The organism is Priestia endophytica DSM 13796 (assembly GCF_900115845.1).
Lineage (GTDB): Bacteria > Bacillota > Bacilli > Bacillales > Bacillaceae_H > Bacillus_I > Bacillus_I endophytica.
In genome coordinates, this window is sequence record NZ_FOXX01000002.1 from 132566 (window position 1) to 158731 (window position 26166).

General features: G+C 37.4%; 25 protein-coding genes and 2 riboswitches. Of the genes, 15 read left to right on the forward strand and 10 right to left on the reverse strand.

The features are described from left to right. Positions 1-10: 10 nt before the first annotated feature. Entirely contained in the window at positions 11-3454 is a 3444-nt protein-coding gene (metH, locus tag BM012_RS05030) for a methionine synthase (protein ID WP_061803504.1), read from the reverse strand. After that, positions 3455-5293 carry a bifunctional homocysteine S-methyltransferase/methylenetetrahydrofolate reductase gene (locus BM012_RS05035; protein WP_061803505.1) on the reverse strand — a complete coding sequence of 613 codons (1839 nt, stop codon included), beginning with the start codon at positions 5291-5293 and terminating at the stop codon, positions 3455-3457. 78 nt (positions 5294-5371) lie between these two features. Next, a riboswitch (SAM riboswitch) is annotated at positions 5372-5478 on the reverse strand. Positions 5479-5788: 310 nt separating this feature from the next. Next, positions 5789-5936, forward strand: a riboswitch (FMN riboswitch). A 180-nt stretch (positions 5937-6116) separates the two neighbouring features. Here BM012_RS05035 and ribD point away from each other — a divergent pair. From ribD to ptsP, 9 genes are all read left to right on the forward strand, one after another. After that, on the forward strand, positions 6117-7199 hold the full coding sequence (gene ribD / locus BM012_RS05040) for a bifunctional diaminohydroxyphosphoribosylaminopyrimidine deaminase/5-amino-6-(5-phosphoribosylamino)uracil reductase RibD (RefSeq protein ID WP_061803506.1): 1083 nt from the start codon (positions 6117-6119) through the stop codon (positions 7197-7199). Position 7200: 1 nt separating this feature from the next. Further along, positions 7201-7845: a riboflavin synthase gene (gene ribE / locus BM012_RS05045; protein ID WP_061803507.1), complete on the forward strand. Its 645-nt coding sequence runs from the start codon at positions 7201-7203 to the stop codon at positions 7843-7845. A 15-nt stretch (positions 7846-7860) separates the two neighbouring features. Then, on the forward strand, positions 7861-9054 hold the full coding sequence (locus BM012_RS05050; RefSeq protein ID WP_061803508.1) for a bifunctional 3,4-dihydroxy-2-butanone-4-phosphate synthase/GTP cyclohydrolase II: 1194 nt from the start codon (positions 7861-7863) through the stop codon (positions 9052-9054). A 19-nt stretch (positions 9055-9073) separates the two neighbouring features. Further along, complete coding sequence (gene ribH, locus BM012_RS05055; protein WP_061803509.1) at positions 9074-9541, forward strand: 6,7-dimethyl-8-ribityllumazine synthase; 468 nt, start codon at positions 9074-9076, stop codon at positions 9539-9541. Between the two features lie 107 nt (positions 9542-9648). Further along, positions 9649-10479: a hypothetical protein gene (locus BM012_RS05060; protein ID WP_061803510.1), complete on the forward strand. Its 831-nt coding sequence runs from the start codon at positions 9649-9651 to the stop codon at positions 10477-10479. Between the two features lie 129 nt (positions 10480-10608). Further along, on the forward strand, positions 10609-11451 hold the full coding sequence (gene glcT, locus BM012_RS05065) for a glucose PTS transporter transcription antiterminator GlcT (protein WP_061803511.1): 843 nt from the start codon (positions 10609-10611) through the stop codon (positions 11449-11451). A 223-nt stretch (positions 11452-11674) separates the two neighbouring features. Beyond that, on the forward strand, positions 11675-13735 hold the full coding sequence (ptsG, locus tag BM012_RS05070; protein ID WP_061803512.1) for a glucose-specific PTS transporter subunit IIBC: 2061 nt from the start codon (positions 11675-11677) through the stop codon (positions 13733-13735). A gap of 24 nt (positions 13736-13759) precedes the next feature. Further along, entirely contained in the window at positions 13760-14026 is a 267-nt protein-coding gene (locus BM012_RS05075; protein ID WP_019392953.1) for a phosphocarrier protein HPr, read from the forward strand. Continuing rightward, on the forward strand, positions 14026-15750 hold the full coding sequence (ptsP, locus tag BM012_RS05080; RefSeq protein WP_061803513.1) for a phosphoenolpyruvate--protein phosphotransferase: 1725 nt from the start codon (positions 14026-14028) through the stop codon (positions 15748-15750). Before BM012_RS05075 ends, ptsP begins: the two co-directional genes overlap by 1 nt. Before the next feature lie 32 nt (positions 15751-15782). Here ptsP and BM012_RS05085 read toward each other — a convergent pair whose 3' ends face one another. From BM012_RS05085 to BM012_RS05095, 3 genes are all read right to left on the reverse strand, one after another. Further along, entirely contained in the window at positions 15783-16469 is a 687-nt protein-coding gene (locus tag BM012_RS05085; protein ID WP_061803514.1) for an LrgB family protein, read from the reverse strand. Next, positions 16466-16831, reverse strand: a complete 366-nt coding sequence (locus BM012_RS05090) for a CidA/LrgA family protein (RefSeq protein WP_019392956.1) — start codon at positions 16829-16831, stop codon at positions 16466-16468. Before BM012_RS05090 ends, BM012_RS05085 begins: the two co-directional genes overlap by 4 nt. A gap of 240 nt (positions 16832-17071) precedes the next feature. Then, the gene (locus BM012_RS05095; protein ID WP_061803515.1) at positions 17072-17962 is read right to left on the reverse strand and encodes a LysR family transcriptional regulator; all 891 of its coding nucleotides are present in this window, start codon (positions 17960-17962) and stop codon (positions 17072-17074) included. A 293-nt stretch (positions 17963-18255) separates the two neighbouring features. On the opposite strand from BM012_RS05095, the gene BM012_RS05100 reads away from it, so the two are divergent. Then, entirely contained in the window at positions 18256-19026 is a 771-nt protein-coding gene (locus BM012_RS05100) for a hypothetical protein (RefSeq protein ID WP_019392958.1), read from the forward strand. On the opposite strand, the gene BM012_RS05105 is transcribed toward BM012_RS05100, so the two are convergent. Further along, positions 19023-19718, reverse strand: coding sequence for a GNAT family N-acetyltransferase (locus BM012_RS05105; protein WP_061803516.1), 696 nt, complete (start codon positions 19716-19718; stop codon positions 19023-19025). The two genes, BM012_RS05100 and BM012_RS05105, sit on opposite strands and share 4 nt — an antisense overlap. A 109-nt stretch (positions 19719-19827) precedes the next feature. On the opposite strand from BM012_RS05105, the gene BM012_RS05110 reads away from it, so the two are divergent. Continuing rightward, complete coding sequence (locus BM012_RS05110; RefSeq protein WP_061803517.1) at positions 19828-20613, forward strand: SDR family oxidoreductase; 786 nt, start codon at positions 19828-19830, stop codon at positions 20611-20613. A gap of 32 nt (positions 20614-20645) precedes the next feature. Here the strand turns inward: BM012_RS05110 and BM012_RS05115 are convergent, their stop codons facing one another. Beyond that, positions 20646-21257, reverse strand: coding sequence for a nitroreductase family protein (locus BM012_RS05115; protein WP_061803518.1), 612 nt, complete (start codon positions 21255-21257; stop codon positions 20646-20648). Between the two features lie 121 nt (positions 21258-21378). Here BM012_RS05115 and BM012_RS05120 point away from each other — a divergent pair, with 121 nt between their 5' ends. Both BM012_RS05120 and BM012_RS05125 read left to right on the forward strand, forming a co-directional pair. Further along, a complete protein-coding gene (locus BM012_RS05120; RefSeq protein ID WP_061803519.1) occupies positions 21379-22245 on the forward strand; it encodes an NAD(P)-dependent oxidoreductase in 867 nt (288 codons plus the stop codon). 56 nt (positions 22246-22301) lie between these two features. Then, on the forward strand, positions 22302-22484 hold the full coding sequence (locus tag BM012_RS05125; protein ID WP_061803520.1) for a hypothetical protein: 183 nt from the start codon (positions 22302-22304) through the stop codon (positions 22482-22484). A 34-nt stretch (positions 22485-22518) separates the two neighbouring features. Here BM012_RS05125 and BM012_RS05130 read toward each other — a convergent pair whose 3' ends face one another. Further along, the gene (locus tag BM012_RS05130) at positions 22519-23667 is read right to left on the reverse strand and encodes an aminotransferase A (protein WP_061803521.1); all 1149 of its coding nucleotides are present in this window, start codon (positions 23665-23667) and stop codon (positions 22519-22521) included. Between the two features lie 139 nt (positions 23668-23806). Between BM012_RS05130 and corA the strand changes: the two genes are divergently transcribed. Next, positions 23807-24754: a magnesium/cobalt transporter CorA gene (corA, locus tag BM012_RS05135; protein ID WP_061803522.1), complete on the forward strand. Its 948-nt coding sequence runs from the start codon at positions 23807-23809 to the stop codon at positions 24752-24754. Between the two features lie 38 nt (positions 24755-24792). Here corA and BM012_RS05140 read toward each other — a convergent pair whose 3' ends face one another. After that, positions 24793-24987 carry a hypothetical protein gene (locus tag BM012_RS05140; protein ID WP_061803523.1) on the reverse strand — a complete coding sequence of 65 codons (195 nt, stop codon included), beginning with the start codon at positions 24985-24987 and terminating at the stop codon, positions 24793-24795. A gap of 183 nt (positions 24988-25170) precedes the next feature. Between BM012_RS05140 and BM012_RS05145 the strand changes: the two genes are divergently transcribed. Further along, complete coding sequence (locus BM012_RS05145) at positions 25171-25575, forward strand: chemotaxis protein CheW (RefSeq protein WP_061803524.1); 405 nt, start codon at positions 25171-25173, stop codon at positions 25573-25575. A 32-nt stretch (positions 25576-25607) separates the two neighbouring features. Here the strand turns inward: BM012_RS05145 and BM012_RS05150 are convergent, their stop codons facing one another. Beyond that, positions 25608-26060 (reverse strand): YkyB family protein, encoded by a 453-nt coding sequence (locus tag BM012_RS05150; protein ID WP_061803525.1) that lies wholly within the window; start codon positions 26058-26060, stop codon positions 25608-25610. Between the last annotated feature and the right edge of the window lie 106 nt (positions 26061-26166).

Below are 26166 nucleotides of genomic sequence, written 5' to 3' on the forward strand. Positions count from 1 at the left end.
GCTCTTTTTATTATAATACGTTAAAGTAACGTGCTTGTGGATGGGAGAAAACGAGCGCTGTTACAGATGCTTCAGGCTCCATCATAAATCCGTCTGTTAATTGGATTCCAATCTCTTCTGGTTGTAACAATTTAAAAAGCTTTTCTTGATCTTCTAGATTTGGACATGCAGGATAGCCAAATGAAAAGCGTTGACCTTGGTATTTAGCTGTGAAACGTTCCTGCATTGTAAAGTCAGGAGAATCTGGGAAGCCCCATTGATCACGAATTTGTTGGTGCATACGTTCTGCAAGGCCCTCAGCTGTTTCAAGAGCAAGAGCTTGAAGCGCATGGCTTTTTAAGAAATCCCCATTATCTTTGAAATTTTTCGAAAGCTCTCTTACACCTTTCCCAGCCGTTACAGCAAACATGCATACATAATCCATAATGCCAGATTCTTTTGGTTTTAAGTAATCTGCTAAACAAAGGAATGGTTCTTTTTGCTGACGAGGAAACGTAAAACGCTCAATCTCTGTTTTTTCATCAGAATTATAAATAACAACATCATCTCCATCAGCTTGAGCAGGAAAGAACTGATATGTTGCAGATGGTTTAATGAGATTTTCTTGTTTAGAAAGAGTCATTAAATCATCAATCATTTCTTTCATTCCAACCACTTTTTCATCTTTTTCAGCAAGAAGGCGAGAAATTTTCCCCTTTACTCCAAGATGATGGCCAAGGAGCATTTGCAAGTTAATATACGGCTCGACCATTGCAAGGCTGTAGTTTTTGATAACATGCTTTTTTAAATCATTTGGTATATAAACAGGAGCATCTGTTGAGATATTTGAACGTTTTGGAACAACGATTTCTGTCTTAACAGCTGTAGCCGGTTTTTCTAAAACAGCAACAGCACTCTCTTTTTGTCTACGTTCTTCAATCATTTCACCCATTTTTTCTTCATCGCGCAGTGAATTTGCAAGAGACAATCCTTCCATTGCATCCTTTGCATATAACACAAGCCCGTTATATTCCGCAGAAATCTTTTGATCAGTAAATCGACGAGAAAGGGCAGCTCCTCCAACTAAAATCGGAACAGAAATTTTAGCTTGGGTTAAGTCTTGAGCTGTGATCACCATTTGTTGAGCCGATTTTACAAGAAGTCCTGATAATCCGACGATATCCGGCTTTTCATCGTTGATGGCCTTAATTAAATCTTGCGGAGTGACTTTAATACCGAGGTCTACTACCCGAAAACCGTTATTGCTTAAAATGATGTCCACTAAGTTTTTTCCAATATCGTGCACATCACCTTTTACAGTAGCTAAGATGACTTTTCCTTTTCCTGTATCATCTTCTTTCTTTTCCATATATGGCTCAAGATGAGCAACAGAAGCTTTCATAACTTCCGCACTTTGCAAAACTTCTGCTACAATAAGCTGATTTAAATTGAAAAGACGTCCAACTTCGCTCATGCCGTCCATAAGCGGTCCGTTAATAATATCGAGCGGATCATCAAACTTTTGTAAAGCTTGATCAAGGTCTGGAATTAGTCCTTCTTTTGTTCCTTCAATAACGTAACTGGCAAGGCGTTCTTCAAGCGTTAATGTACTAGCATCAACTTTTTTCTCTTTTTTCTTGCCTCGGTAAAATTCAGTAAACGTTTGAAGTGTTTCGTCATTTGTTTTGAAAAGAAGATCATCAGCTAGCTTAATCTCCTCTTCTGGGATAGAGGCGAAGCGCTCTAGTTTTTCTGTATTTACAATTGCATAGTCAAGTCCTGCCTGTGTGCAGTGATAGAGAAAGACAGCATTTAGAATCTCACGTCCAACAGGAGGTAAACCAAACGAAATGTTACTAACACCAAGCATTGTAAGACAGCGTGGAAAATGCTGCTTAATAAGTCGAATTCCTTCTACTGTCGCTTCTGCTGAACCAATATATTGTTCATCACCTGTTCCAACAGGGAAGACCAGTGGATCAAAAATAATATCATCAGGTTTAATGCCATACTTTGTTGTGAGTAACTCGTAAGATCGTTTAGCAATTTCAAGCTTGCGTTGTGCTGTTACGCCCATTCCAACTTCATCAATTGTCCCGACAACAATTGCTCCTCCATATTTATGAAGAAGGGGAGTGATTGCTTCAAAGCGTTCTTCACCATCCTCTAAATTGATGGAGTTAATAATTGCTTTACCTTGAGAATACTTTAACGCACGTTCAATGACTGCTTCATCTGTTGAGTCAATCACAAGAGGGACTTTTACTTTTTTCACAACTTCTTGAATAAAAGTTTCCATGTCTTCCATTTCATCACGATCAGGGTCTGCCAAACAAATGTCAATAACATGAGCGCCATTTTTCACTTGAGCGCGAGCAACTTCAGAAGCTTCTTCAAATTTTCCTTCAGCAATAAGGCGTTTGAATTTGCGAGAGCCAATTACGTTTGTTCGTTCCCCGACAAAAAGAGGTCTCATCGTGTCTTCGTACACAAAAGATTCAATTCCTGACACAGCATGAGCGTGGTCTTTTTCAGGGAGAGAACGAGGAGGAATCTGTTCAACAGTTTCCCGAAGAGCCTTAATATGAGCAGGAGTTGTTCCACAGCATCCTCCAACAAGGTTTAACCAACCTTTTTCAGCAAAACCACCAATTTTTTTAGCTAAAAGTTCAGGAGATTCATGGTATTGTCCTTCTTCATCAGGAAGTCCTGCATTTGGATAACAGCTTACTGCAGTTGTAGCAAGCCCTGATAGAGAGCGAATATGATCTGTCATAAACTCAGGACCTGTTGCACAGTTTAACCCAACAGAAATAGGTTTCATATGCTCAAGAGAAAGGTAAAAAGATTCAATATCTTGCCCAGCAAGCGTTGTGCCCATTGGTTCAATCGTACCTGATACCATAAGCGGAATTTCTTTATTAAAATGTTCAAAAGCTTTCTGGATGCCGAGAAACCCTGCTTTTACATTCAGCATATCTTGACATGTTTCAAGTAAAAGTAGATCAACGCCACCTGTTATAAGACCTTTCGCTTGTTCAAAATAATCTTCAACAAGAGCATCAAACGTTGTTCCGCCTGTTACAGAAAGAGTTTTTGTTGTAGGCCCCATTGCACCTGCAACATAACGGGGCCAGTCAGGGGAGGAATATTTATCACAAGCAGCGCGTGCAAGTTTGGCTGAAGCAACATTAAGCTCAAAAGCAAGAGAGCCAAGATCATATTCATCTAGAACAAGGGCTGTTCCCCCAAACGTATTTGTTTCAATGATGTCTGCTCCAGCTTCTAAATATTGCTCATGAATAGATTGAATGAGTTCTGGTTTTGTTTTAGATAAATACTCATTACATCCTTCATATTCTTCGCCACCAAAATCTTCTGCTGTTAAGTTGGCATTCTGAATCATTGTTCCCATTGCGCCATCAACAATTAGAATGCGTTTCTGTAATTGTTCTGTGATGTTCGTGAAAGTCATTTAAATCTTCCTTTCTATTGAAACAAGTTCTTTTGCTTTAATATAGTTAGCGAGCTCAACTGTCAGCTCATAGCGCATAAACGGAGTAATTAAATACAAGCCGTTGAAAAGCTCATATGCTCTATCAATGAGCTCTTTTGCGAGTAGAATTCCTTCTTTAGCACTTTGTTCTTTATCGTGTTCAATTCTCTCCATACGGGTTAGAATATTTTCCGATAGTTTGATGCCAGGCACTTCATGATGTAAGAACCGAGCATTTTTAGCACCTGTAAGCGGCATAATACCGATATAAATAGGAGCTTTTAAACTTTTAGTTGCTTTATATACATCTTCAAGCTGCTCAATTGAATAAATAGGCTGAGAGATAAAGTAATCTGCTCCACAATCAACTTTTTTCTCAAGGCGCTGCACTGCTCTATCAAGGTGACGGACATTAGGGTTGAAAGCTCCTGCAATTGAAAAGTTTGTTTTTTGGCCAAGGGGTTTACCTGAAAATGAAACTCCTTCATTAAACTGTTTAATAAGACGAATTAAGTCAAACGAAGAAAGATCGTAAACAGACGTAGCACCAGGGAAGTCTCCAATTTTTGATGGATCACCTGTTAAAGCAAGAATCTGATTAAACCCTAATGTGTGCATGCCCATTAAGTGTGACTGAAGACCAATTAAATTTCGGTCTCGGCACGTTAAATGGATAAGAGGTCTTGTTTTTAACTGATCTTTTAAAAGTGAAGCCATCGCTAGGTTACTAATACGTGGACTTGCTAGAGAGTTATCTGCAAGTGTTAATGCATCAATCCCAGCTGCTTGAAGAGCGTGAGCTCCCTTTAGAAACTTATCAACTCCAAGCTTTTTAGGTGGATCAAGCTCAACAATAATGGAGTGATTTTCTTGTACAATTTCATGAAGATGGGGTTGTGTCTGAATCTCTTGACTAAGAACCTCAATTGGTGGAGCTTCCTTTACGGTTTTTCCTGTAATTGGTACAGCATTTGTGAGCGCTTTTGCCATTGCTTCAATATGTGAAGGTGTTGTTCCGCAGCATCCTCCAAGTAATCGAACTCCTTGGTCTTTAAACGCAAGCGCTGTTTTGTAGAAATAGTCTGGATCTGTTTCGTAAATAAGGCGACCATCAACATATTGAGGTAAACTAGCATTTGGATATGCTGATAGAAAACTTTTATCTAAAAGAGGAACTTCCTCTAAAATTTCAAGCATATGATAAGGGCCTTGACGACAGTTTGTACCTACAACATCTGCTCCAAGTTCTTCTAATATTTTTAAAGCTTTCACAATAGGAGTTCCGTCTTGAAGTACTCCTTTTTCATGGAGAGAGACGTTTGTCACAATAGGTTTATCTGTTTCACGGCGTGCGATTTCCAAAACGGTCTTCAGCTCTTCCAAGTCATAAAATGTTTCAAAAAGAAGTCCGTCAACATCCTCAGACAAAAGCCAAAAAAGTTGTTCTCTAAAGCTTCTTTTAATTTCTTCAAGAGAAATAATACTTTTTTGGAACGATCGAATTCCGCCAATTGTACCTAGAACGTAGCCAGAATCTCCAACTGCTTTTTTAGCGAGACGAACTCCTTCAATGTTGATGTCCTTTACTTTTTCTTCCGCTCCATATCTTTTAAGCTTTGGGAAATTTGCTCCATATGTATTTGTTTGAATAACAGAAGCACCTGCTTTTTGATATGCTTTGTGAATGTTAAAAATATCTTCTGGTTTTGTAATGTTTAATTCTTCAAAACAGTTATCAATTCCGTGAGCGTGAAGCAGTGTTCCCATTGCTCCATCCCCAATTAAAACTTTTGACTGCAAATCCTCAAGTAAACCCATTTTCATCTCCCCCTGTTCGTGAACATCACTTTCCTAATAAAAAAAGCCTTCTTTATGAAAAGAAGACTTGTAGTTGTCTTCTTATCTTCTAAGCAAATATGCTTACTGGATTTAGCACCTTGTTACAAACGTAACTGGTTGCTGAAGTTTCATAGGGCCAGTCCCTCCACTTCTCGTGATAAGAAATCGTTATATACGTATTAATTTGGATAGTTTTTAAACATACTAATTAATAAATTTTACTTTTCCTTGGAAAGTGTATCTGATTTTTGAAATTATACAATAATTTCTGAACATTTTAAACCCTTTTTTTAAAATTCTCTTTCTTAAGGGTAAACATACTCTAAAAAAGCTAAAAAGGAAAATTTGGATATTAAACTTTATTTTAGGAAGAATGTTCGGATTTAAAAGAGAAAAAAATAGAAAGTACGAGAAAAGAAGCAAAAAGTTATGACTTTTGTGAGAACCTCTGCTATAATAAAATCAAATTTCATAGTTATCCTTCGGGGTCAGGTGAAAATCCTAACCGGCGGTGGTGAATAATTATATTCTAAGCCCGCGACCCGCATGTCTTTACTGATATGCGGTTGATCAAGTTTGAATCTTGAGCCGACAGTTAAAGTCTGGATGGGAGAAGGATCAGGTGCGACACTATCAGTTTGTGTTTTTTTAAGCGTGCATAACGTTTTTTAAACATACACATGATAGTTTGTTTTCGCTTATTTTCATTTTGTCAATATACTGATTCAGCATCTCTACCCCTTTAGGACCCAATCCTAAAGGGGTTTTTACGTATAAAGGGGTTCGTAATGGAGGGGGAAAAGTGAACGATCAAGCATATATGAAACTGGCTATACAAATGGCAAGTGCGACAATAGGACAAACTAAACCGAATCCAGCAGTTGGAGCTGTTGTTGTAAAAGATGGAGCAATCGTTGGAATGGGTGCACATTTAAAAGCAGGTGAACCACATGCTGAAGTTCATGCTTTAAATATGGCAGGAGACAAAGCTTATGGGGCAACAATTTATGTCACTCTTGAACCTTGTAGCCATTATGGGAAAACACCTCCATGTGCAGAGCTTATTATCCAAAAAGGAATTAAGCGAGCTGTTGTGGCATCTCTTGATTCAAATCCGCTTGTAAGCGGAAGAGGGATGGAAATGATGAAAAAGGCGGGTATCGAAGTGGAAGTCGGCGTTCTTGAAAGAGAGGCCAAAGCACTTAACCCTTTCTTTCTCCATTTTATGAGAGAAAAGCGTCCTTTTGTGACATTAAAGGCTGCCATGAGTTTGGATGGTAAAATTGCGACAAAAACTGGAGAAAGCAAGTGGATTACAGGTGAACAAGCAAGGCTTGATGGTCATCGGCTTCGACATTCTCATGATGGAATTCTAGTTGGAGCAAATACAGTGATAGCTGATAATCCATTGTTGACAACAAGAATTATGGGGCATGCGCGTCACCCAATCCGTATTGTGCTAGACACAACCCTTAAAGTTTCACCTGAGGCTAAGATTTTTCAAGATGATTCTGCTGAAACGTGGATTATTACAGGAAATGTTGGAGAAGAGAAGAAAGCTCCTTTTGCTAAAGAGCATGTTTCTATTTTTTCACTTGAGCAGCCTCAAAATATAGAGCATATTTTAGAACTTTTAGCAGCAAAAGGAGTTCAGTCCCTGTTAGTTGAGGGAGGAGCAACTGTTCATGGAGCTTTTTTACAGAGCAGACTTTTTGATGAAGTAGTTTCCTACGTTGCTCCTATTTTAATAGGTGGGAAAGATGCTCCAAGTGCATTTGGTGGAGCTGGTTTTTCTAGAATGGCTGAAACGCAGCATCTTGAGATTATAGAAACAAGTGTATTAGGTGAAGACCTTAAAATTGTCTCTAGAAAGAAAGGGAAATAATATGTTCACAGGGATTATAGAAGAAATAGGAGAAATCGAACGAGTTGAAAAAAAGACAGATGCAATTGTTTTTTCAATTCGAGCAAATGAAATTTTAAAAGATGTAAATCTTGGTGACAGTATTTCAGTAAATGGAGTTTGTTTAACTGTTACAAGCTTTACGAAAGATCGATTCACTGTTGACGTTATGCCAGAAACGATTAAAGCAACCAACTTAAAGGACTTCAAGCAAGGAGTAAAAGTGAATTTAGAAAGAGCAATGGCAGCGAATGGGCGATTTGGAGGTCATTTTGTTTCAGGTCATATTGATGGTACGGGAGAAATTGTTGAAGTAACGCCAAAAGGCAATGCAATTTATTACCGTATTCACCTTTCAGAGAATTTAACTCGTTTCCTGTTATTAAAAGGCTCTGTTGCTCTTGATGGAACAAGCTTAACTATTTTTGGGCTTGAGCGGGATGAACTAGTTGTTTCACTTATTCCGCATACAACGGATTATACGATTTTAGGGGCTAAAAAACGTGGGGACACCGTCAATATTGAATGCGATATGATTGGAAAATATCTTCATAAGTTTGTTCATAAAGAAGAAGCAAAACCAGAGGATAAGCTAAGCTATGAATTTTTGAGAAATCATGGATTTTAAAAAAGAGGTGTCAAAATGTTTAACACAATTGAAGAAGCATTAGAAGATTTAAAAAAAGGAAAAGTTGTTATTGTATGTGATGACGAGGACCGCGAAAATGAAGGAGACTTTATTGTTCTAGGAGAGCATGCTACACCTGAAAATGTTAATCTAATGGCTGTGCATGGGCGAGGACTTATTTGTACGCCGCTGTCAGAAAAGCGCGCTGAAGAGCTTGAGCTTTCACCAATGGTTTCTCAAAATACAGATGCCCATGGAACAGCATTTACAGTCAGCATTGATCATAAAACAACAACAACAGGTATTAGTGCTTTTGAACGCTCTGAAACAATTCAAGCTCTCTTAGATAAAGAGGCTAAACCAGCTGATTTTCGTCGGCCTGGTCATGTTTTCCCTTTAATTGCTAAAGAGGGAGGCGTTCTTCGCAGAGCAGGTCATACTGAAGCTGCTGTTGATTTGGCAAAGCTTTGTGGATCTCAAGAAGTAGCTGTAATTTGTGAAGTAATGAAGGAAGATGGCACAATGGCGCGTGTCCCTGACTTAATAGAGCTTGCGAAAAAGCTAGATGTAAAGCTTATTACAATCAAGGAACTGATTGCATACCGTCGTAAGCACGATAAGCTTGTGAAACGAGAAGTGCAAATTGAACTTCCAACGTCATTTGGTCACTTTAAAGTATTTGGATATTCTAATTCTGTGGACGATCGTGAACATATCGCTCTTGTAAAAGGAGATATAAATAAAGGAGATGTCCCGCTTGTTCGCGTTCACTCTGAATGTTTGACAGGAGATGTGTTTGGTTCACATCGCTGCGATTGTGGGCCACAGCTTCATGCAGCTCTTTCTCAAATTGAGAAATCTGGCAAAGGTGTTCTTCTTTATATGCGTCAAGAAGGTCGTGGCATTGGACTCTTAAATAAACTAAAAGCGTACAAGCTTCAAGAAGAGGGATATGACACAGTTGAAGCAAATGAAAAACTAGGTTTTGGAGCGGACTTGCGTGAATATGGATTAGGAGCTCAAATTCTCCGTGATTTAGGAATTGAAAAAATGCAACTTTTAACAAATAACCCAAGAAAAATTGCTGGGTTAAAAGGATATGGTTTAGACGTTGTCGAGCGTGTCCCGCTTGAAATGCCTGTCTTAAAAGACAATGAGCACTATCTTCATACAAAAGTTGAGAAATTAGGACATTTACTACACTTTTAAAAGGAAAGAGGAGAAAAAAATGGCAAAAACATTTGAAGGACATTTAGTAGGAACAGGATTAAAAGTAGGAATCGTTGTAGGTCGTTTTAATGAGTTTATTACAGGCAAACTTCTAGGTGGAGCAGAAGACGGATTGAAACGTCATGGAGTGGACCCTGATAATATTGATATCGCTTGGGTACCAGGCGCATTTGAAATTCCGCTTGTGGCAAAAAAATTAGCAGCATCTAAGAAATATGATGCGGTTATTACTCTTGGTACTGTAATCCGTGGCTCAACACCACACTTTGATTATGTATGCAATGAAGTAGCTAAAGGAGTATCTGCTCAAAGTCTTGAAACAGGCGTTCCAGTTATATTTGGAGTTTTAACAACGGAAACAATTGAACAAGCCGTTGAGCGCGCAGGAACAAAAGCAGGAAACAAAGGATGGGACGCAGCAATTTCGGCTATTGAAATGGCAAATCTCCTAAAAGGTATTGAATAATTCATTGCTTCTCCAAAGAGAGCGCTAAAGATCTTCTTTAGCGCTCTTTTTCGTATATCTTTTAGGCGTTGATACATGCTAAAAAGTGTCGGAAAGGAGGAGGTAGTTTGTCGCAGTCACTGCCTTTTTTTATTCTTCTTGTTTTAAGTTTACTTTTGACTGTTTTTATATTGTGGAGAAAATCGAACAAGAGGCTTTTATTCTTATTCTTATTTATTGGCGGATTAGCGCACTTATTAGATTTTTTTATTATGTTTATTTTAAATAGCTACGTATATAAGCCTCATTTTGTTCAGAACCGCTATTATGATAATATGCTGGGCTCTCTTGTCTCCCAAACGTTTGTTTATCCAACAGCAGCTTTAATTGTTGTAGCTTATAATTGGTCTATTTTTAGGGTTTTTCTTTTGTCTTTTTTGTTTATGGGAATTGAAACGCTCTTTTTATCACTCGACGTATATGAACATTTCTGGTGGAAGACATTTTATACAGGTATTTTTATGTTTATCGGTTTTCTTATTGCGAAGAAATGGTACGAGGGGATGAATAAAGGAGATGAGTCGAAATGGAGAAATTTTCTCACTCTTTATTTCGTAGTCTTTGTGATCAGTGGAATAGGCATTTCGTTAATTACGGTCTTCACCTCTTTAAATACGTTAAACACAGACTTTTTCAGTGATGGAGAAAGGGAGCAAATTATCCTAGCCACCATTTATATAGGTATCGTAAACTTCCTTTATAGCATGTCTGTTGTATATAGCACAAATTCGCTATATACGTACGGTTTGCTTTGTATTATCTGTGCTGTCAGTTACAGTTTGATTATGCTTAATATTCTAGAGATAGCTGCTGTATATAAACTGCTTTCTATATGCTTGTATAATGTAATTGTTTTAATTATTATTAAATCAATCCATAATCGTCTTCTCTTCTTATAGAATGAACGTGGACCTAGAAGAAAGACAATACAGTGTTTCCATTGATTTCATAAAACGATATGTTGACGTTGTGAAAATGGTTTCGTAATATGGAAAGATGACAGAGAAGCTATAAGGAGTGGGGAATGAGTGAAAAGCACCTTTTTAGTGAAAAAGGTACTAAACAATAATGTATTAATTGCCACTCATGATGAATATAAAGAGACCGTCATGATTGGCAAGGGTATAGGTTTTGGGAAAAAAGGCGGAGAGGAAATTACAGAAACTTCAGCTGAAAAGTTATTTGTTTTACACAATGAACGGGAACAAGAACAATATAAAATGTTGCTCACTCAAGTGGATGAGAAAATTGTCGTCATTATGAATGATATTATTTCTTATATTCAACATCATGTGAAAACGCCTTTAAATGAGCATATTCATATTAGCTTAACGGATCATATTTCTTTTGCTATTAAACGTGTGAAGCAAGGGATGGATATTAACAATCCTTTCTTGCTTGAAACAAAGGTACTGTATCCTACCGAATACGAGCTTGCAAGGCACGTTTTGGAGATGATTAAGGAACAAACGGGTATTTCCCTGCCAGAAGGAGAAATAGGGTTTGTTGCGCTTCATATTCACACAGCAATTACGGCTCGTGACTTGTCTGAGATTAATCGTCATTCAGCACTTATTCAAACAATTATTAGCATGATTGAGAACGGTTTTTCTATAACATTAGATAAAGAATCTTTAAATTATATGCGCCTTATCCGCCATCTTCACTTCGCAATTGAACGTGCAAATAAAGGAGAAGAAGTAGAAGAACCAAAAAAATTAGCAGAGCTATTGAAAAAAGAGTATCCCTTATGCTACAATCTTTCTTGGAAAGTAGTAAAAGTGATGCAACAAGCGCTTTCACGCCCTGTTGATGAGGCAGAGGCAGTTTACTTAACAATGCATTTACAGCGTTTAATGACAAAAATATAAAGAACAGCATTCATTTCAATACGTGTTACTGATACGATCAGGCATGAGTGGCGAGATGAAACGACTCTAATTAAGGGACAAGTATACCCTTTTATGAGACCGTTTCCGACCACTCATGCCTTTTTATATTTTCTAAGAAAGCGTTTTAACAAAAGATGGTTTATGCATGGATTGAAAACGTTGTTGCACACTATAAAAGGACAGAAAAAAAGGGGGCTACTTCATGTTTAAGAAGCTTTTTGGGGTTCTTCAAAAAATCGGGAAAGCTTTGATGCTTCCTGTAGCAATTCTACCTGCTGCAGGTCTTCTGCTCGCATTTGGTACAGCATTCCAAAACGAGCAAACATTAAAGTATATTCCGGCACTTGGAGCTGATTGGTTTCAGTTAGTAGCAACAGTAATGGCGCAAGCAGGAGATATTGTTTTTTCTAACTTGCCATTATTGTTTGCTGTGGGGGTTGCAGTTGGTTTAGCAGGAGGAGACGGTGTTGCAGGATTAGCTGCAATTATCGGATATCTCATTCTAAACGTAACAATGGGAACAATTTTAACTGGAACAGGACAACTTGATCCTGCAATGTTTAATGTTGGGTCAACAATAGAAAAAGATCCAGCATTTGCAAACGTCTTAGGTATTCCTACGATGCAAACAGGGGTATTTGGTGGTATCATCGTTGGGGTATTAGCTGCTTCAATGTATAATCGTTTTTACCAAATTTCGCTTCCTCAATATTTAGGGTTCTTTGCAGGAAAACGATTTGTACCAATTGCTACAGCTATCTCTTCTTTAATCCTAGGATTAATTATGATGGTTGTATGGCCACCAATTCAAAGTGGTTTAAATACATTTTCACAAACGATGTTAAATGCAAATCCAATGCTTTCGGCCTTTATTTTCGGGGTAATTGAACGTTCATTAATTCCGTTTGGTCTTCATCATATTTTCTATTCACCGTTTTGGTATGAATTTGGAGAATATATTGATAAAGCAGGGAATTTAGTGCGTGGAGATCAGCGAATCTTTATGGCACAGTTAAAGGATAATGTTGATCAATTTACAGCAGGAACATACATGGTTGGTAAGTACGTATTCATGATGTTTGGTTTACCAGCAGCAGCGCTTGCTATTTACCATGAAGCACGTCCAGAACGTAAAAAATTCGTAGCTGGTATTATGGGTTCGGCAGCTTTAACGTCATTCTTAACAGGGATTACAGAACCGCTTGAGTTCTCATTCTTATTCGTTGCACCAATTCTTTTCGCAATACATGCTGTGTTTGCAGGCCTTTCATTTATGCTTATGGCATGGCTTGATGTTAAGATTGGAATGACGTTCTCTGGAGGATTTATTGATTTTATTTTATTTGGAGTCTTGCCGAATAAAACTGCTTGGTGGTATGTTATTATCGTTGGTCTTATTTTAGCTGTTATCTACTACTTCGGTTTCCGCTTTGCGATTCGCAAATTCAACTTGGCAACGCCTGGACGCGAGAAGGAAGATGTAGGATCTGAAATTGCGACACCAGCAGAAGAACTTCCTTACAATGTTTTACAAGCAATGGGAGGACGCGAAAATATTGCTCATCTTGATGCTTGTATCACACGTTTACGCGTTTCGGTTAACGATATTGGGAATGTTGATAAAGAACGCTTGAAAAAACTTGGCGCTTCTGGTGTACTAGAAGTTGGTAACAATATTCAAGCTATCTTTGGACCGAAGTCTGATACATTGAAAGGACAGATGCAAGACATTATGTCTGGAAAAACACCTGTTCCTTCTAAGGAAAGCGATGAGAAGCCAGCTAGTGAACCAACTGTAGCTGACTCAGCAGAAGAGATTGTTTCTCCAATTACTGGAGAGGTTGTCCCGCTTTCAGAAGTTCCTGATCAAGTTTTCTCGCAGAAATTAATGGGCGATGGATTCGCCATTATTCCCGAAAAAGGGACAATAGTTGCACCAGTAGACGGAAAAGTTGTAAACTTATTTCCGACGAAACATGCGTTAGGAATTGAATCAGTAGGTGGAAGAGAAGTCCTTATTCATGTAGGAATCGACACAGTGAATCTTAAGGGTGAAGGATTTGAAGCTCTTGTTTCACAAGGTGACGACGTCAAAAAAGGTGATCCGCTTCTAAAAGTTGACTTGGATTTTGTAAAAGAAAATGCGCCAAGCATTATTACACCAATCATTTTTACAAATTTACAAGAAGGCGAAAAAGTAATGATCAACAAAGAAGGTCATGTAGATAGCGGTGAACAGAACATTATTACCATTACTAAGTAATAGGAAAAAAGGAGAATGATTAAAATGGCAGAAAAAACATTTACAGTAACGAGTGATTCAGGAATTCATGCACGTCCAGCAACAACTCTAGTTCAAACAGCAAGCAAATTCGAGGCAGACATTAACTTAGAGTACAACGGAAAAAGCGTAAACCTTAAGTCAATCATGGGCGTTATGTCTCTTGGAATTGGACAAGGAGCAGAAATCAAAATCGTAACAAACGGTTCTGACGAAGCTGAAGCTCTTTCTGCTTTAGAAGAAACAATGAAAAAAGAAGGTTTAGCAGAATAATGGCTAAAGAAATTACAGGCATTGCCGCGTCAAGCGGCATTGCCATTGCCAAAGCTTTTCGTCTCGAAGAACCAGAGTTGAATGTTGAACAGAAGAAGATTTCAAATGTAGAAGAAGAAACTGCGCGTTTTGAGAAAGCGCTACAAATTTCTAAAGAAGAACTTGAAGGAATTAAAGAACATGCTAGAAAAGAGCTTGGAGAAGATAAAGCAGATATCTTTGCAGCTCATCTTTTAGTTCTTAGTGATCCAGAACTTATTAATCCAATTAAAGATAAAGTGAAAAATGAAAGCGTTAATGCTGAGTTTGCGCTTACGGAAACGGCTAATATGTTCGTTAGTATGTTTGAGTCTATGGACAACGAATATATGAAAGAACGTGCAGCAGACATCCGTGACGTAACAAAGCGTGTGCTTGCTCATCTTTTAGGAGTAACAATTACAAATCCTAGTATGATTTCAGAAGAAGTTATCATCATTGGAGAAGATTTAACACCTTCAGATACAGCACAGCTAAACCGTCAATATGTACTAGGGTTTACAACAGATATTGGTGGTCGTACTTCTCATTCAGCTATCATGGCTCGTTCAATGGAGATTCCAGCTGTTGTTGGAGCTAAAACAGTAACAGCAGATATCGAAAATGATGTCGTTGTAATCGTAGATGGCTTAGATGGAAAAGTAATTGTAGATCCATCACAAGAAGTAATTGCTGAATACGAAGCAAAGAAAGCTGATTTCGAAAAGAAAAAAGCTGAGTGGGCAAAGCTTGTAAATGAGCCAACTGTTTCAAAAGATGGTCATCACGTTGAGCTTGCAGCAAACATTGGAACACCTGATGATGTAACAGGCGTTCTTGAAAACGGTGGAGAAGCTGTTGGGCTTTATCGTACAGAGTTCCTATATATGGGACGTGACCAGCTTCCAACAGAGGAAGAACAGTTTGATGCGTACAAGAAAGTTCTTGAGCGTATGAAAGGTAAATCTGTTGTTGTTCGTACGCTTGATATCGGTGGAGATAAAGAACTTCCATACTTAAGCTTACCAAAAGAAATGAATCCATTCTTAGGATTCAGAGCTATCCGTCTTTGCTTAGAAGAGCAAGATATTTTCCGTACTCAACTTCGTGCACTGCTTCGCGCAAGCATTTACGGAAACTTAAAGATTATGTTCCCGATGATTGCAACAGTAGATGAATTCCGTCAAGCTAAAGCTATTCTTCTTGAAGAGAAAGAAGCGCTTCAGGCTAAAGGAGTAGAAATTGCTGAAGGTATCGAAATTGGGATGATGGTTGAAATTCCATCTTCAGCTGTTATGGCAGATGTATTTGCTAAAGAAGTTGATTTCTTCTCAGTTGGTACAAATGACTTAATTCAGTATACACTAGCAGCTGACCGTATGAATGAGCGCGTGTCATATCTTTACCAGCCATACAACCCAGCAATCCTTCGTCTTGTGCATATGGTAATCCTAGCAGCACATAAAGAAGGTAAATGGGTAGGAATGTGCGGTGAAATGGCAGGAGATGAAATTGCAATTCCAATCCTTTTAGGATTAGGTCTTGATGAATTCTCAATGAGCGCCACTTCTATCTTAAAAGCACGTTCACAAATCTCAAAACTTTCTAAACAAGAATTAGAAGGTCACATGGAAACAATTCTACAAATGAGCACAACTGAAGAAGTTATCTCATATGTAACAGAAAACTTCCATATTGAGAAATAAAAAAGAACCGATCGATTCGATCGGTTCTTTTTTTATAAAAGGAATGGAAGAAGTGCAGTTGAAATAAGGAGAGTTAGAAGGGCTGTCATAATCATAGCAAGACTAGAAAACGTTCCTTCAAGAGTTCCAAACTCAAATGCACGAGCTGTTCCTGTTCCATGGGCTGATACGCCAAGTAAAAGTCCTCTTGCTACAGAAGAACGGAGAGTTAACAGCTTAATAAGTTTAGGTCCTGCATAGGCACCAACAATACCTGTAATAATGACAAAAAGGATAGTTAAGCTTGGGTCTCCCCCAAGGGTTTGTGAAACATTAACAGCAATCGGAATTGTAATTGAACGAGGGACAAGACTATTTGTTAATAAGTGATCAAAGTGGAACAAAAAGGCTAACAAAAGGGAAGAGAACATCGCAATCATCGTTCCGCTTGCAACACTTAAAATAATTTCGACACCGTGTTTTTTTAGTAAATGAAGATTTTTGTAAATTGGTACAGCGAAAGCAACGGTTGCTGGACCAAGTAAATAGCTAATAGAATCTGCACCTTCTTTATATGAAGTATACGGGATATCACCGATAACTAGCGTTCCGATTAAAATAACTGGAGCTAGAACAATCGGTGAAAAAATGATTGTCTTAAAGCGCTTGTAGAGAACCTTGGAAAGCATATAAGCAGCAAGCGTTCCAACAATGGCTGAAGCAATAATTAATCCACTCATATTGAGCGCTCCTTTCTTTTTGAAATATATTCCGCTACAACTCCTGTGATAAACATCACAATCAATGTGCTAATAGAAACCACAATAATAATTTTCAGGCCGTAAGTTTTCATCATCTCTCCATAGTCAACAAGTCCAACAACAGCGGGAACGAAAAAAAGCAGCAATTCTGCAAGCAAGAAGCTCCCACCAAGTTCTACCCAGCTTAATTTAACAACTTTGAGCTGTAATAAAATAAAAAGTAGAACTAAACCAACAATACTACCTGGTACTGGGAGGTGGAAGAAATCAGATATAAAGGTTCCAATCATATAGATGCCTGTTAATAAACCAATTTGTAAAATCATAATTATCCATTTCATCTTTAAGCACCTCCAGGTTTCAAAAATTACATAAGTTACAAAAATCTTCCAAAATAAATAAGAGAGCCGCCTATGAGGAAGACGACTCCAATTGGGAGAAGAGAAAACTTTTCATGTTTTACGTAACAGGGTTAACGCAAATTGCCGTATTATTTACGGAGTGTGAGGAATGTTACAACTTAAGTTTAGCCCGATTTTGCTTATCCGTAAAATATATAAATGTTATAGTTTGTATTCGTTTTAGTTATGACCCGTTTGAAATGCCTCAACGGTATGTTTAATAAATGTCTTAGTAGCAAAGGAAATATAACGATTTTTTCTCGTAATAACAGCAAGTTGCCAAGGAATATAATTTTTTAGTTCTTTAATTTTTAGAGAGGGTTGATAAAGTTTTCGGCAAATGGAAGTTGGAAAAAGAGCGACCCCTAAATTTGCAGCAACCATTTCAGCAATAAAATCCCACTGTGAACTTTTATAGGCCACATTAGGTGCAAAGCCATGTTTGATACATTCTTTATAAATAATGTCATGCATAGCAAAGTCTTCATGAAAAATAATAAATGAATCATCTTTTAAATCAAGCAAGCTGAGCGATTCCTGATCTGAAAGCGGATGCTCTTCATGTATAACGACTTTCATAGGCTCTCCACCTAGTTTTGTAATATCAAAGATGTTTTCTTCAATCGGAAGCACTATAACTCCAACGTCAACTTCCCCAACTTCAACCATTTTCGTTACTTTAGCTCCACCAAATTCAATCATTTCAATTACGATATCAGGATAAGCATCTCGAAATGACTTAATAATAGTTGGAAAGAAGAGCGTTCCCACAATAGGAGGAATCCCTATTTTTATTTTTCCTTTTTTTAAATTCATGAGATCATAAAGAGAATTAGATAAATCATATAATGAATGCAAAATGGTTGTTGCTTCTTTGTATACAATCATTCCCGCATCTGTAAGTTGAATTTGTTTGCCAGAGCGGTCGATTAACGTTACTCCAAGTTCATCTTCAAGAGCTTTAACCATTTTACTTAAAGATGGCTGAGACACATGGAGTTTGTGAGCAGCCTTTGTAAAACTTTGTTGCTTAGCAACTGTTGTAAAATAATGTAAATGTCTAAAATCCATTTTTACTCCTTCCTTTACAATGTCTTCTGTAGACTGTATTTATTGTATAAACATGAGACTTTGTATGTAGGCTTATATTGGGATGAATGCGTTAACTTATAGGTTAAGAATTTTAATTTATCATTTCTTTATTAAGAAAGAAACGATATAATAATTTACAGTATAATGAATCGTTTATCGATGTCGTTTATATAAAATAAACTAAAGTAGTAACGGTGTACCATAATAAGGAAAGTTCAATAACCACTTTTCCTCTTCAGTAATTAATATATGTAAAAGGCAGGTATCTACTATTGGCGCATCCAGATGATATAAAAGAGCTTGTTTATATCAACGGAAACGTAAACGATAAGTGTTTCTTAACGCACGGCATTGAATTTAGGGAATTCCTTGCATCCCTTCCAACAGAGCTGTCAAATCTTCTTCTGTTGAAACATAATTACGAAGATAGCGATTTCCATATGGGAACGTTTATGAATTATGTTGAAAAGGAACAGATCACAGAGCTTGTTAAAGAACCGATCAGGACATACAGTGAATTTTGCTGGATTGATATTGATGATACAAGCTTGCTTGATTCCCTAGAACCAGAAGAAAAGGCAGCATTGCTCTATTTAGGACATTATAAGAAACCATTATCTTCTCCGTTTTTCCGTAAGCTTAATAATGAATATGTTTATTTAACAGAAGAGGACGGCTGGTTAAATAAAGTTTACTGTAAGCAGGTAGCCCATATTCAGCATATGATTAGTCATATTGTACCACTAAAGACATCAATGCTAATAAAAAAACGCCTTCCGCTTTTTCGTAAACATTTAGATTATCCACCGCTGCCGCCCGTCTTGGCACATACGATTCTAACCTTAACACATGACGGCCTGTTAATCGACTTTAAAAGTATGACAAGGTCACGCAAGGATTTGCAAATCCCGCTTTATACTGTAGGTTCTTTTTTCAGTATAGATGAACTTTTGCAAGATTTATCTTTTTATAAGCAAGAAAGCAGTTATAAAGCGAAGCTTATTTATTCTCGAAAAGATGATATGTGGGATTTAATCTACTAAGATGACGCTTCAGATGGAGCGTCTTTTTTGTATAGTGGGTTTTTCCATTCCATTAAAAGAGCGTAATGACAAGACTGTTCGTCTTCTAAGTAGTTGGGAACAACGGTGAGGGGAGTACGTCCACTTTTTAATAAAAAGGTTACAACAGGATCGATTATTTCTCCTTTCATGATTTTCTCAATGTATATTTCAGGTGAATAAAGGTGTTTATATTTTGAATAGTGAGGCATGCGAGCTCCACCAAGCAATCTTTTTAAATTATAATGTACAGCAACTTCATAAAGTGAATGAACGAGCCATTTGCCAAGCTGTAGCTTCCTAAACGAAGGAGCAACACATATGTCTACAACATAAAGAGTATCGCCATGCTCATTGTGATTACGGATATAGCCTTGGTCAGTCACTTTGTCCCACGTGTGTTCTTTTTGATGTTCATCATATTTGATAATAAGTGACGTGATGGAGCCGACAATTTCCCCGTCAACTTCGACACATAAACATCCTGTTTTAAAATGCTTAATATGTTCTGTAAGCTGTTGTTTAGACCAAAGAAGATCAGGTGGAAAAGGTGAAGGAAAGGCACATTTTTGGACAGCTATTAACGCATTGATATCATCTGCATTATAGCTGCGAATTTTTGCTTCTACAAACTTATTATTATGAAACATAAGCAACTGTTTTTTATATTCCATTCTCTCATTCTCCTTTTAAAAAAGATTGAATAATAAAAATATTTTGCTCATTTCTTTCTTCTATGGTAATTTGAAGTAGACAATGTGTAAAGAGAAAGGAAGTTGAAAAGTGGATTTACAACTTAAGGGGAAAAATGCAGTTGTTCTTGCAGGAAGCCAAGGGCTTGGAGAAGCTATTGTTGAAGGATTTGTGAAAGAGGGAACAAATGTTATTATTGCAAGTCGTTCAGAAGACAAGCTAGCGCAAATGTGTAAGGAGCTAACAAAAAAAGGGGAGTCACGTGTTTTATATCAGAAAACAGATATTACGAAACCTGAAGATATTGAAGCTCTTTTAGAACGAGTGAAAGCGGAGTTTGGTTCACTAGACATTTTAATTAATAGCAGCGGAGGACCGAAAGCTGGTACGCTTAATGAACTAACTGATGAAGATTTTTACAATGCCTTTGAACTCAATCTTCTTAGTTATGTGAGGTCAATTAGAGCTTTCTTCCCGCTTCTAAAAGAAAATGGAGGAAAGATCATTAACATCGCTTCTTCTTCTATTAAGGAACCGATTGAGGGGCTTCTTCTATCAAACATCTTCCGCACGGGGGTTGTAGGATTAACTAAAACAATTGCAGGAGAATTTGCTCCGTACAACATTTTAGTAAACACGGTAGCACCAGGTAGAATCGCAACAGCTCGCGTTGAGCATCTTGATGAAGTAAGAGCTGAAAAACAAGGGAAAAGTATCGAACAAGTAGCGCAGGAAGCAAAGGCTGGCATCCCGCTTGGCCGCTATGGAGAACCTAGAGAATTTGCAAATGTTGTTTTGTTTTTAAGCTCTGATGCCAATACATATATGACGGGAAGTTCATTTTTAGTCGATGGTGGGTCAGTGAAGTCCATTTAAAAACAGTTGGACTAATGTCCAACTGTTTTTCATTATAACCACGTTGTTAAACGGTCAAGGTCAAAGCGTTCGCTTTGATGAGCTTCTTTTGCTGCTTTTCCGATTGAAATGAGCATAACAGGTAGGTATCTATCGCTCACTTTAAATTCTTCCACGAAGTTTTTTGCATTGAAGCCGCCCATTGCACATGTATCATATCCTTTTGCTTTTGAGGCATGCATAAGAGTCATAGCGGCTAAAGAAGCATTTGTAAATGCTGCATCGCGAGCGAAAACATCGTTTTCATAAGCACGGTTAATTTGACCTGCTAAAATGTCTTTTACTTCCGCTGTCATTGCTTCTCTATTTACAAGCGGATTATATACATCATCTACATTTTTGTTTGCTTCTAAATCACCTAAAACAGCAACAACGGCTGAAGCCTCTGTTACTTGGTTCTGATTATAAGCAATTGGTAAAAGGCGCTGTTTTGCTTCATCACTTGTGAATACCATGAAATGCCAATGTTGAAGATTCCATGCAGATGGAGATTTTGCTGTTGCGGTTAAAATGTCCTTTAGTTCTTGTTCTGATATTTTATGTGAAGCATCGTAATGTCTAATTGATGTACGAGCTTCAACAACTTCAAAAAAGTTTTGTTCCATTAAGAAACCTCCAAATTATAATGTTAACTAAGTTAAAGATTGTAAAGGGGAGCAAGCAAAAAGTCAAACAGTTTGTTTTTAGTATGTGTTCGATAAAGAAAAAATACTTGAGGTGAGGAAAATGAGTAAAGTATATAAGGTTGGATTTATTGGAACAGGAGTAATGGGAAAAAGCATGGCTTCCCATCTTCAACATCAAGGTCATGGACTTTTTGTGTATACAAGAACGAAGGAAAAGGCGCAGTCATTAATTGATGAAGGAGCCGTATGGTGCTCTATAAAAGAAATAGCAGAAACGTGCGATGTTGTAATGACAATGGTTGGCTATCCAAGTGATGTAGAAGAAGTATATTTTAGTGAGCAAGGCTTATTAAACAATGCTAAAGCTGGAACATATCTCATTGATTTTACAACTTCAACGCCTTCTTTAGCACAAAAAATTTATAGAAGTGCAAAAGAAAAAGGGCTTTATACGCTTGATGCACCTGTATCAGGAGGAGACGTCGGTGCTCGAAATGCTACATTAACAATTATGGTTGGTGGAGATGAGGATGTTTTTGACACATGTTCTCCAATGCTGAAAGCGCTAGGGGAAAATGTTCTTTTACAAGGACAAGCAGGTGCAGGACAGCATACTAAAATGTGCAATCAAATTGCTATTGCTTCTAATATGCTCGGTATCTGTGAGGCAGTTGCATACGCTAAAAAAGCAGGATTAGATCAGGAAAATGTATTAAAATCGATTTCAGCAGGAGCAGCTGGAAGCTGGTCATTAAGTAACTTAGCTCCTCGCATTATAAATGGTGACTTTGAGCCAGGTTTTTTTGTGAAACATTTTATTAAAGATCTGAAAATCGCGCTTGATGAAGCGGAAAAGATGAATTTTAAAATGCCTGGAGTTGAGATGGCGAAAGAAATGTATGAAAAGTTAGCACAGCAAGGATTTGAAAATAAAGGTACTCAAGTCCTTTATAAATGGTATGAATAAACAAGGATAAAGAGCTCAGCTTTCCTCCACAATAAGTGGTGAAGGAGTTGAGGACAATGGCAAAACGCACAAAGAAACATGATGCAGATCAAAAAAATAAAAAAGGTTTTGACTCATCAAAAACGGATACTGAGTTTAGCCGTGAAATGGGAAGTGCCAAAGCAAATCATAAGCATAAAGAAGATATGAAAAAGCAAAATGCTTCAAAAAATGCAGGAGTATATAAAGGCGGATTATAAAAAGAAATCCTCCCGGTTGAGGGAGGATTTCTTTTTATTTTAAGTAACGTTCCATCCTATCTAGTCCTTCTTTTAACTGTTCCATTGAACAAGCATAAGAAAGGCGTACATATCCTTGTCCATAATCTGAAAAGGCCGTACCTGGTGTGAGCGCAACACCAGCCTCTTTGACAAGATTTAAAGCGAACTCGTGTGAATCATGATGAAAAGGCTTAATAGATGGAAAAATATAAAATGCTCCGCTTGGTTTTGTAACGGTAAAGCCCATCTTAACAAGTCTTTCATAAGCGTATTCCATCCGTTTTTTGTACTCCTTCTTCATTGGCAGTGCATCATCTTTTCCCTCTGTTAAGGCAGCAAGTGCACCCTTTTGAGAAACAGAAGAAGCGCATGAAACGCTGTATTGTAGCACTTTGATCATATGTTTTGTAATCTGAGCAGGAGCAAATAAAAAGCCAATGCGCCATCCTGTCATTGAATGTGATTTAGAAACTCCATTTATAACAATCGTTTTTTCTCTCATTGAAGGAATAGAAGCGATTGAAACATGATCGCCATAAAAAGTAAGTTCGCTGTAAATTTCATCTGAAATCACAAAGATATCGTGCTTTTCTAAAAGAGTTGCAATGTCTTGTAATTCTTCAAGCGAAAGAGTCACACCTGTAGGATTTGATGGATAAGGTAAAATAATAGCTTTTGTGTTTGGTGTAATATGCTTTTTAAGTAGCTCTGCAGTGAGCTTAAAGTCTGTTTCTGTTGTATTAACATGAACAGGATGAGCACCACAAAGGGAGATAACAGGTTCATATCCTGGATAAACAGGAGCAGGCAAAATGACTTCATCTCCAGCACTTAAAATGGTACGGAAAGCAATGTCAATAGCTTGACTTGCTCCAACTGTTACAAGCACTTCATCTTCTGCTCTGTACTGTAGATTGTAGCGTGAACGAACAAAGCTCGAAGCCGCTTCTCGAAGTTCTATAAACCCTGCATTATGTGTATAGGATGTTACATTGTCATCAATGGCTTTTTTAGCTGCTTCTTTAACATGTAACGGTGTTGGGAAATCAGGTTGCCCAATTGTAAATGAGATAACGTCCTCATAGTGAGCAACCATGTTGAAAAACTGGCGAATGCCTGAAATTTTTATATTTTGTACACTAGTATTGATAAGATGCTCCACTTCGATGTCCTCCATTTTTATAGAAATAATATTATACATAGAGTACCATATAAAAACGATAGAAAGAGAAAAGAGTTTTAAAAAAGTCCTAACTGGGTATGTAAACTAGAATACATAAAAAAGAAAGACGTGACATTTTATGATAAGAGTATATGGAATAACGAAAGAAGGGGAGCTTAAAGAAAATCTCCCACTTCGCGATACAGGAAGAGCGAGTATCTCATGGTACTGGGTTGACTTTGATCAACCATCAGATGAGGAAATTAAGCTTCTTTCCAAAAAGTTTCGGTTCCATCCTTTATCAATTGAGGACTGCGTAGAGCATGTACAGCGCCCAAAAATGGACTCCTATGACAATTACACGTTCCTCACAGTTCATTATCTTCAGCAAAAAAGTTTACAGGCAGAGGAAATTAACTTTTTTCTTGGCAAAAATTATGTTGTTACATTCCATAAGAAAAGCGTGCGAGCTATAAATAATACGTGGGCAAAATTAAGAAAAAATGAAAGGCTGCAAAGAGGAGCAACAGAAATTGTACATGATATTATTGACCAAATTGTAGATGATTACTTCCCGCCTCTTTATCGTATTGAAGACCGTCTCAATGAAATTGAGGGAAGTGATGATGAAGAGAGCCGCAGCTCTATCCTTGATGAAGTATTTGAACTAAGAAGACAGCTAACGAAAATTCGTCGAACTATTTTTCCTATGCGTGAGTTAATATATAAGATTGTTAGCACTCAGCATATAAAGGATGTAGAAGAACAACATCTTTATTTCCAAGATATTGCAGATCACCTTCTCAAATTAACGGAGCTTGTTGAAGTGAACCGAGATTTCACCTCCGATATACGAGATAACTATATTTCTATGAATTCAGACCGAATGAACAGCATTATGATGACGTTGACCGTCATTACAACTATCTTCATGCCTCTTAGCTTTTTGGCAGGACTGTATGGAATGAACTTTACTTTTATGCCTGAACTCAAGGGGAAATACAACTATTTCATTTTACTGGGAGTTATGGCGGTTATCGCTATTGTATTAACAACCTGGTTCCGTCGTAAAGGATGGTTTCGCTAGAAGAAAGAGCTGTAGTCAATGGACTACAGCTCTTTTTATTAATCTGTATGAATTTCTCCTTCACGGAAAAAGGCATTTGAAATATATCCTAAATCAACTTTTCCATTAGCTAATTGAACAAGACAATGCTCTTGTTTTTTTTGACGACAAATGTCCTCCAACAAAGTTTCTTCTATATCTTCAATAACTCTCATCTCGTTCTGTTTATTAAAAACAACGATTGAGCCTTTCATTGAAATCAACACCTTACTTTCGTAATAAGCTTTAGTTAGTATAAGAAATTTTTGCTTATTCGTCTACCGTTTGAACTATATCCAAAGTTTTCTGTGAATTAAGAGGTTTTTTCTTTTTCTATTCATAAAGCTTTTAAAGCGCCGATACGTGAGATAGTGAGAAGAAGGAAAAGAGGAGAATTAATGACACATAACTGGTTGGAATTTAAAATAGAAAATTTTCATATGGCAGTTCCTTTGTCGTCTATTTGTAAAATTAAAGATAAGAAAGAGCTTATAGCAGAACGAGAAAAAGAGCTAAAATTTTATAGTGGAAAAGAGTTACTTGGACTTGTTGAAAAACGAGAAGGGGCAAACCCTGTTTTATTTACTCAACAAGAGCAGCATTCTCTTATCTTTACAGTAGATGAAGTAGTTGGTTTATTGGAGATAAGACAGGAAGATATTGTGGAGATGCCGTCATTCGGAAAAAGAGAAGATACGCTAACAAAAAGCATAGGCATAGTAGAAGATAGGATTGTACAATTTCTCGATCTTCAGCGCCTCACCAATCTTTCAGCAAATTTAACAATAGATAAAAACAAATGAAAGCTTGTTTTTTGAACAAGCTTTCATTTGTTTTATTTCCCGAGCGGTTTGAATATGGGCTTTTGATATTTTTTCTTGTAAGGAGAGCGCTCGTCCTGTTTTTTTTCTTCTTCATATCCTGTATAGGCTACAAGAATTTTTTTAGCATGAGATAGCGACATTTTAGTAGGTGGATTTCGATACTGTTGATCTAGTAAGCCTAGATGTGGCAGGGTAGCAAAGTCTTCTTTCTGAGGAGGAAGATGAAAGTAATAGTCAGCAACTGAAACAAGTAAATCTGAACGCTGTTGACTATTTTTAGGGTTGGGAGAAAAATGAAGGCCTTCTTTTTTGGCTTTCTTTTCAGAGATTAGCTTCTTCAAGCCAAGTTTTTTTAGCATGTAAAGATATTTAGGATCTGTAGCTGTTTTCGCATGGCGATTTACAGTAAAGAGAGCCTGTGCAAGCTGCAATGTTGAAAATGTCTTTTGTTCATGAGCAGACATATTTTCACTCCTTGTCCTTTAAACATTTTCCTCTATTATAGCCGTTCTTGTTAATTTTGCAACATTGTACATAAAAGGTTAGCACACTTCACATAATAATTTCATC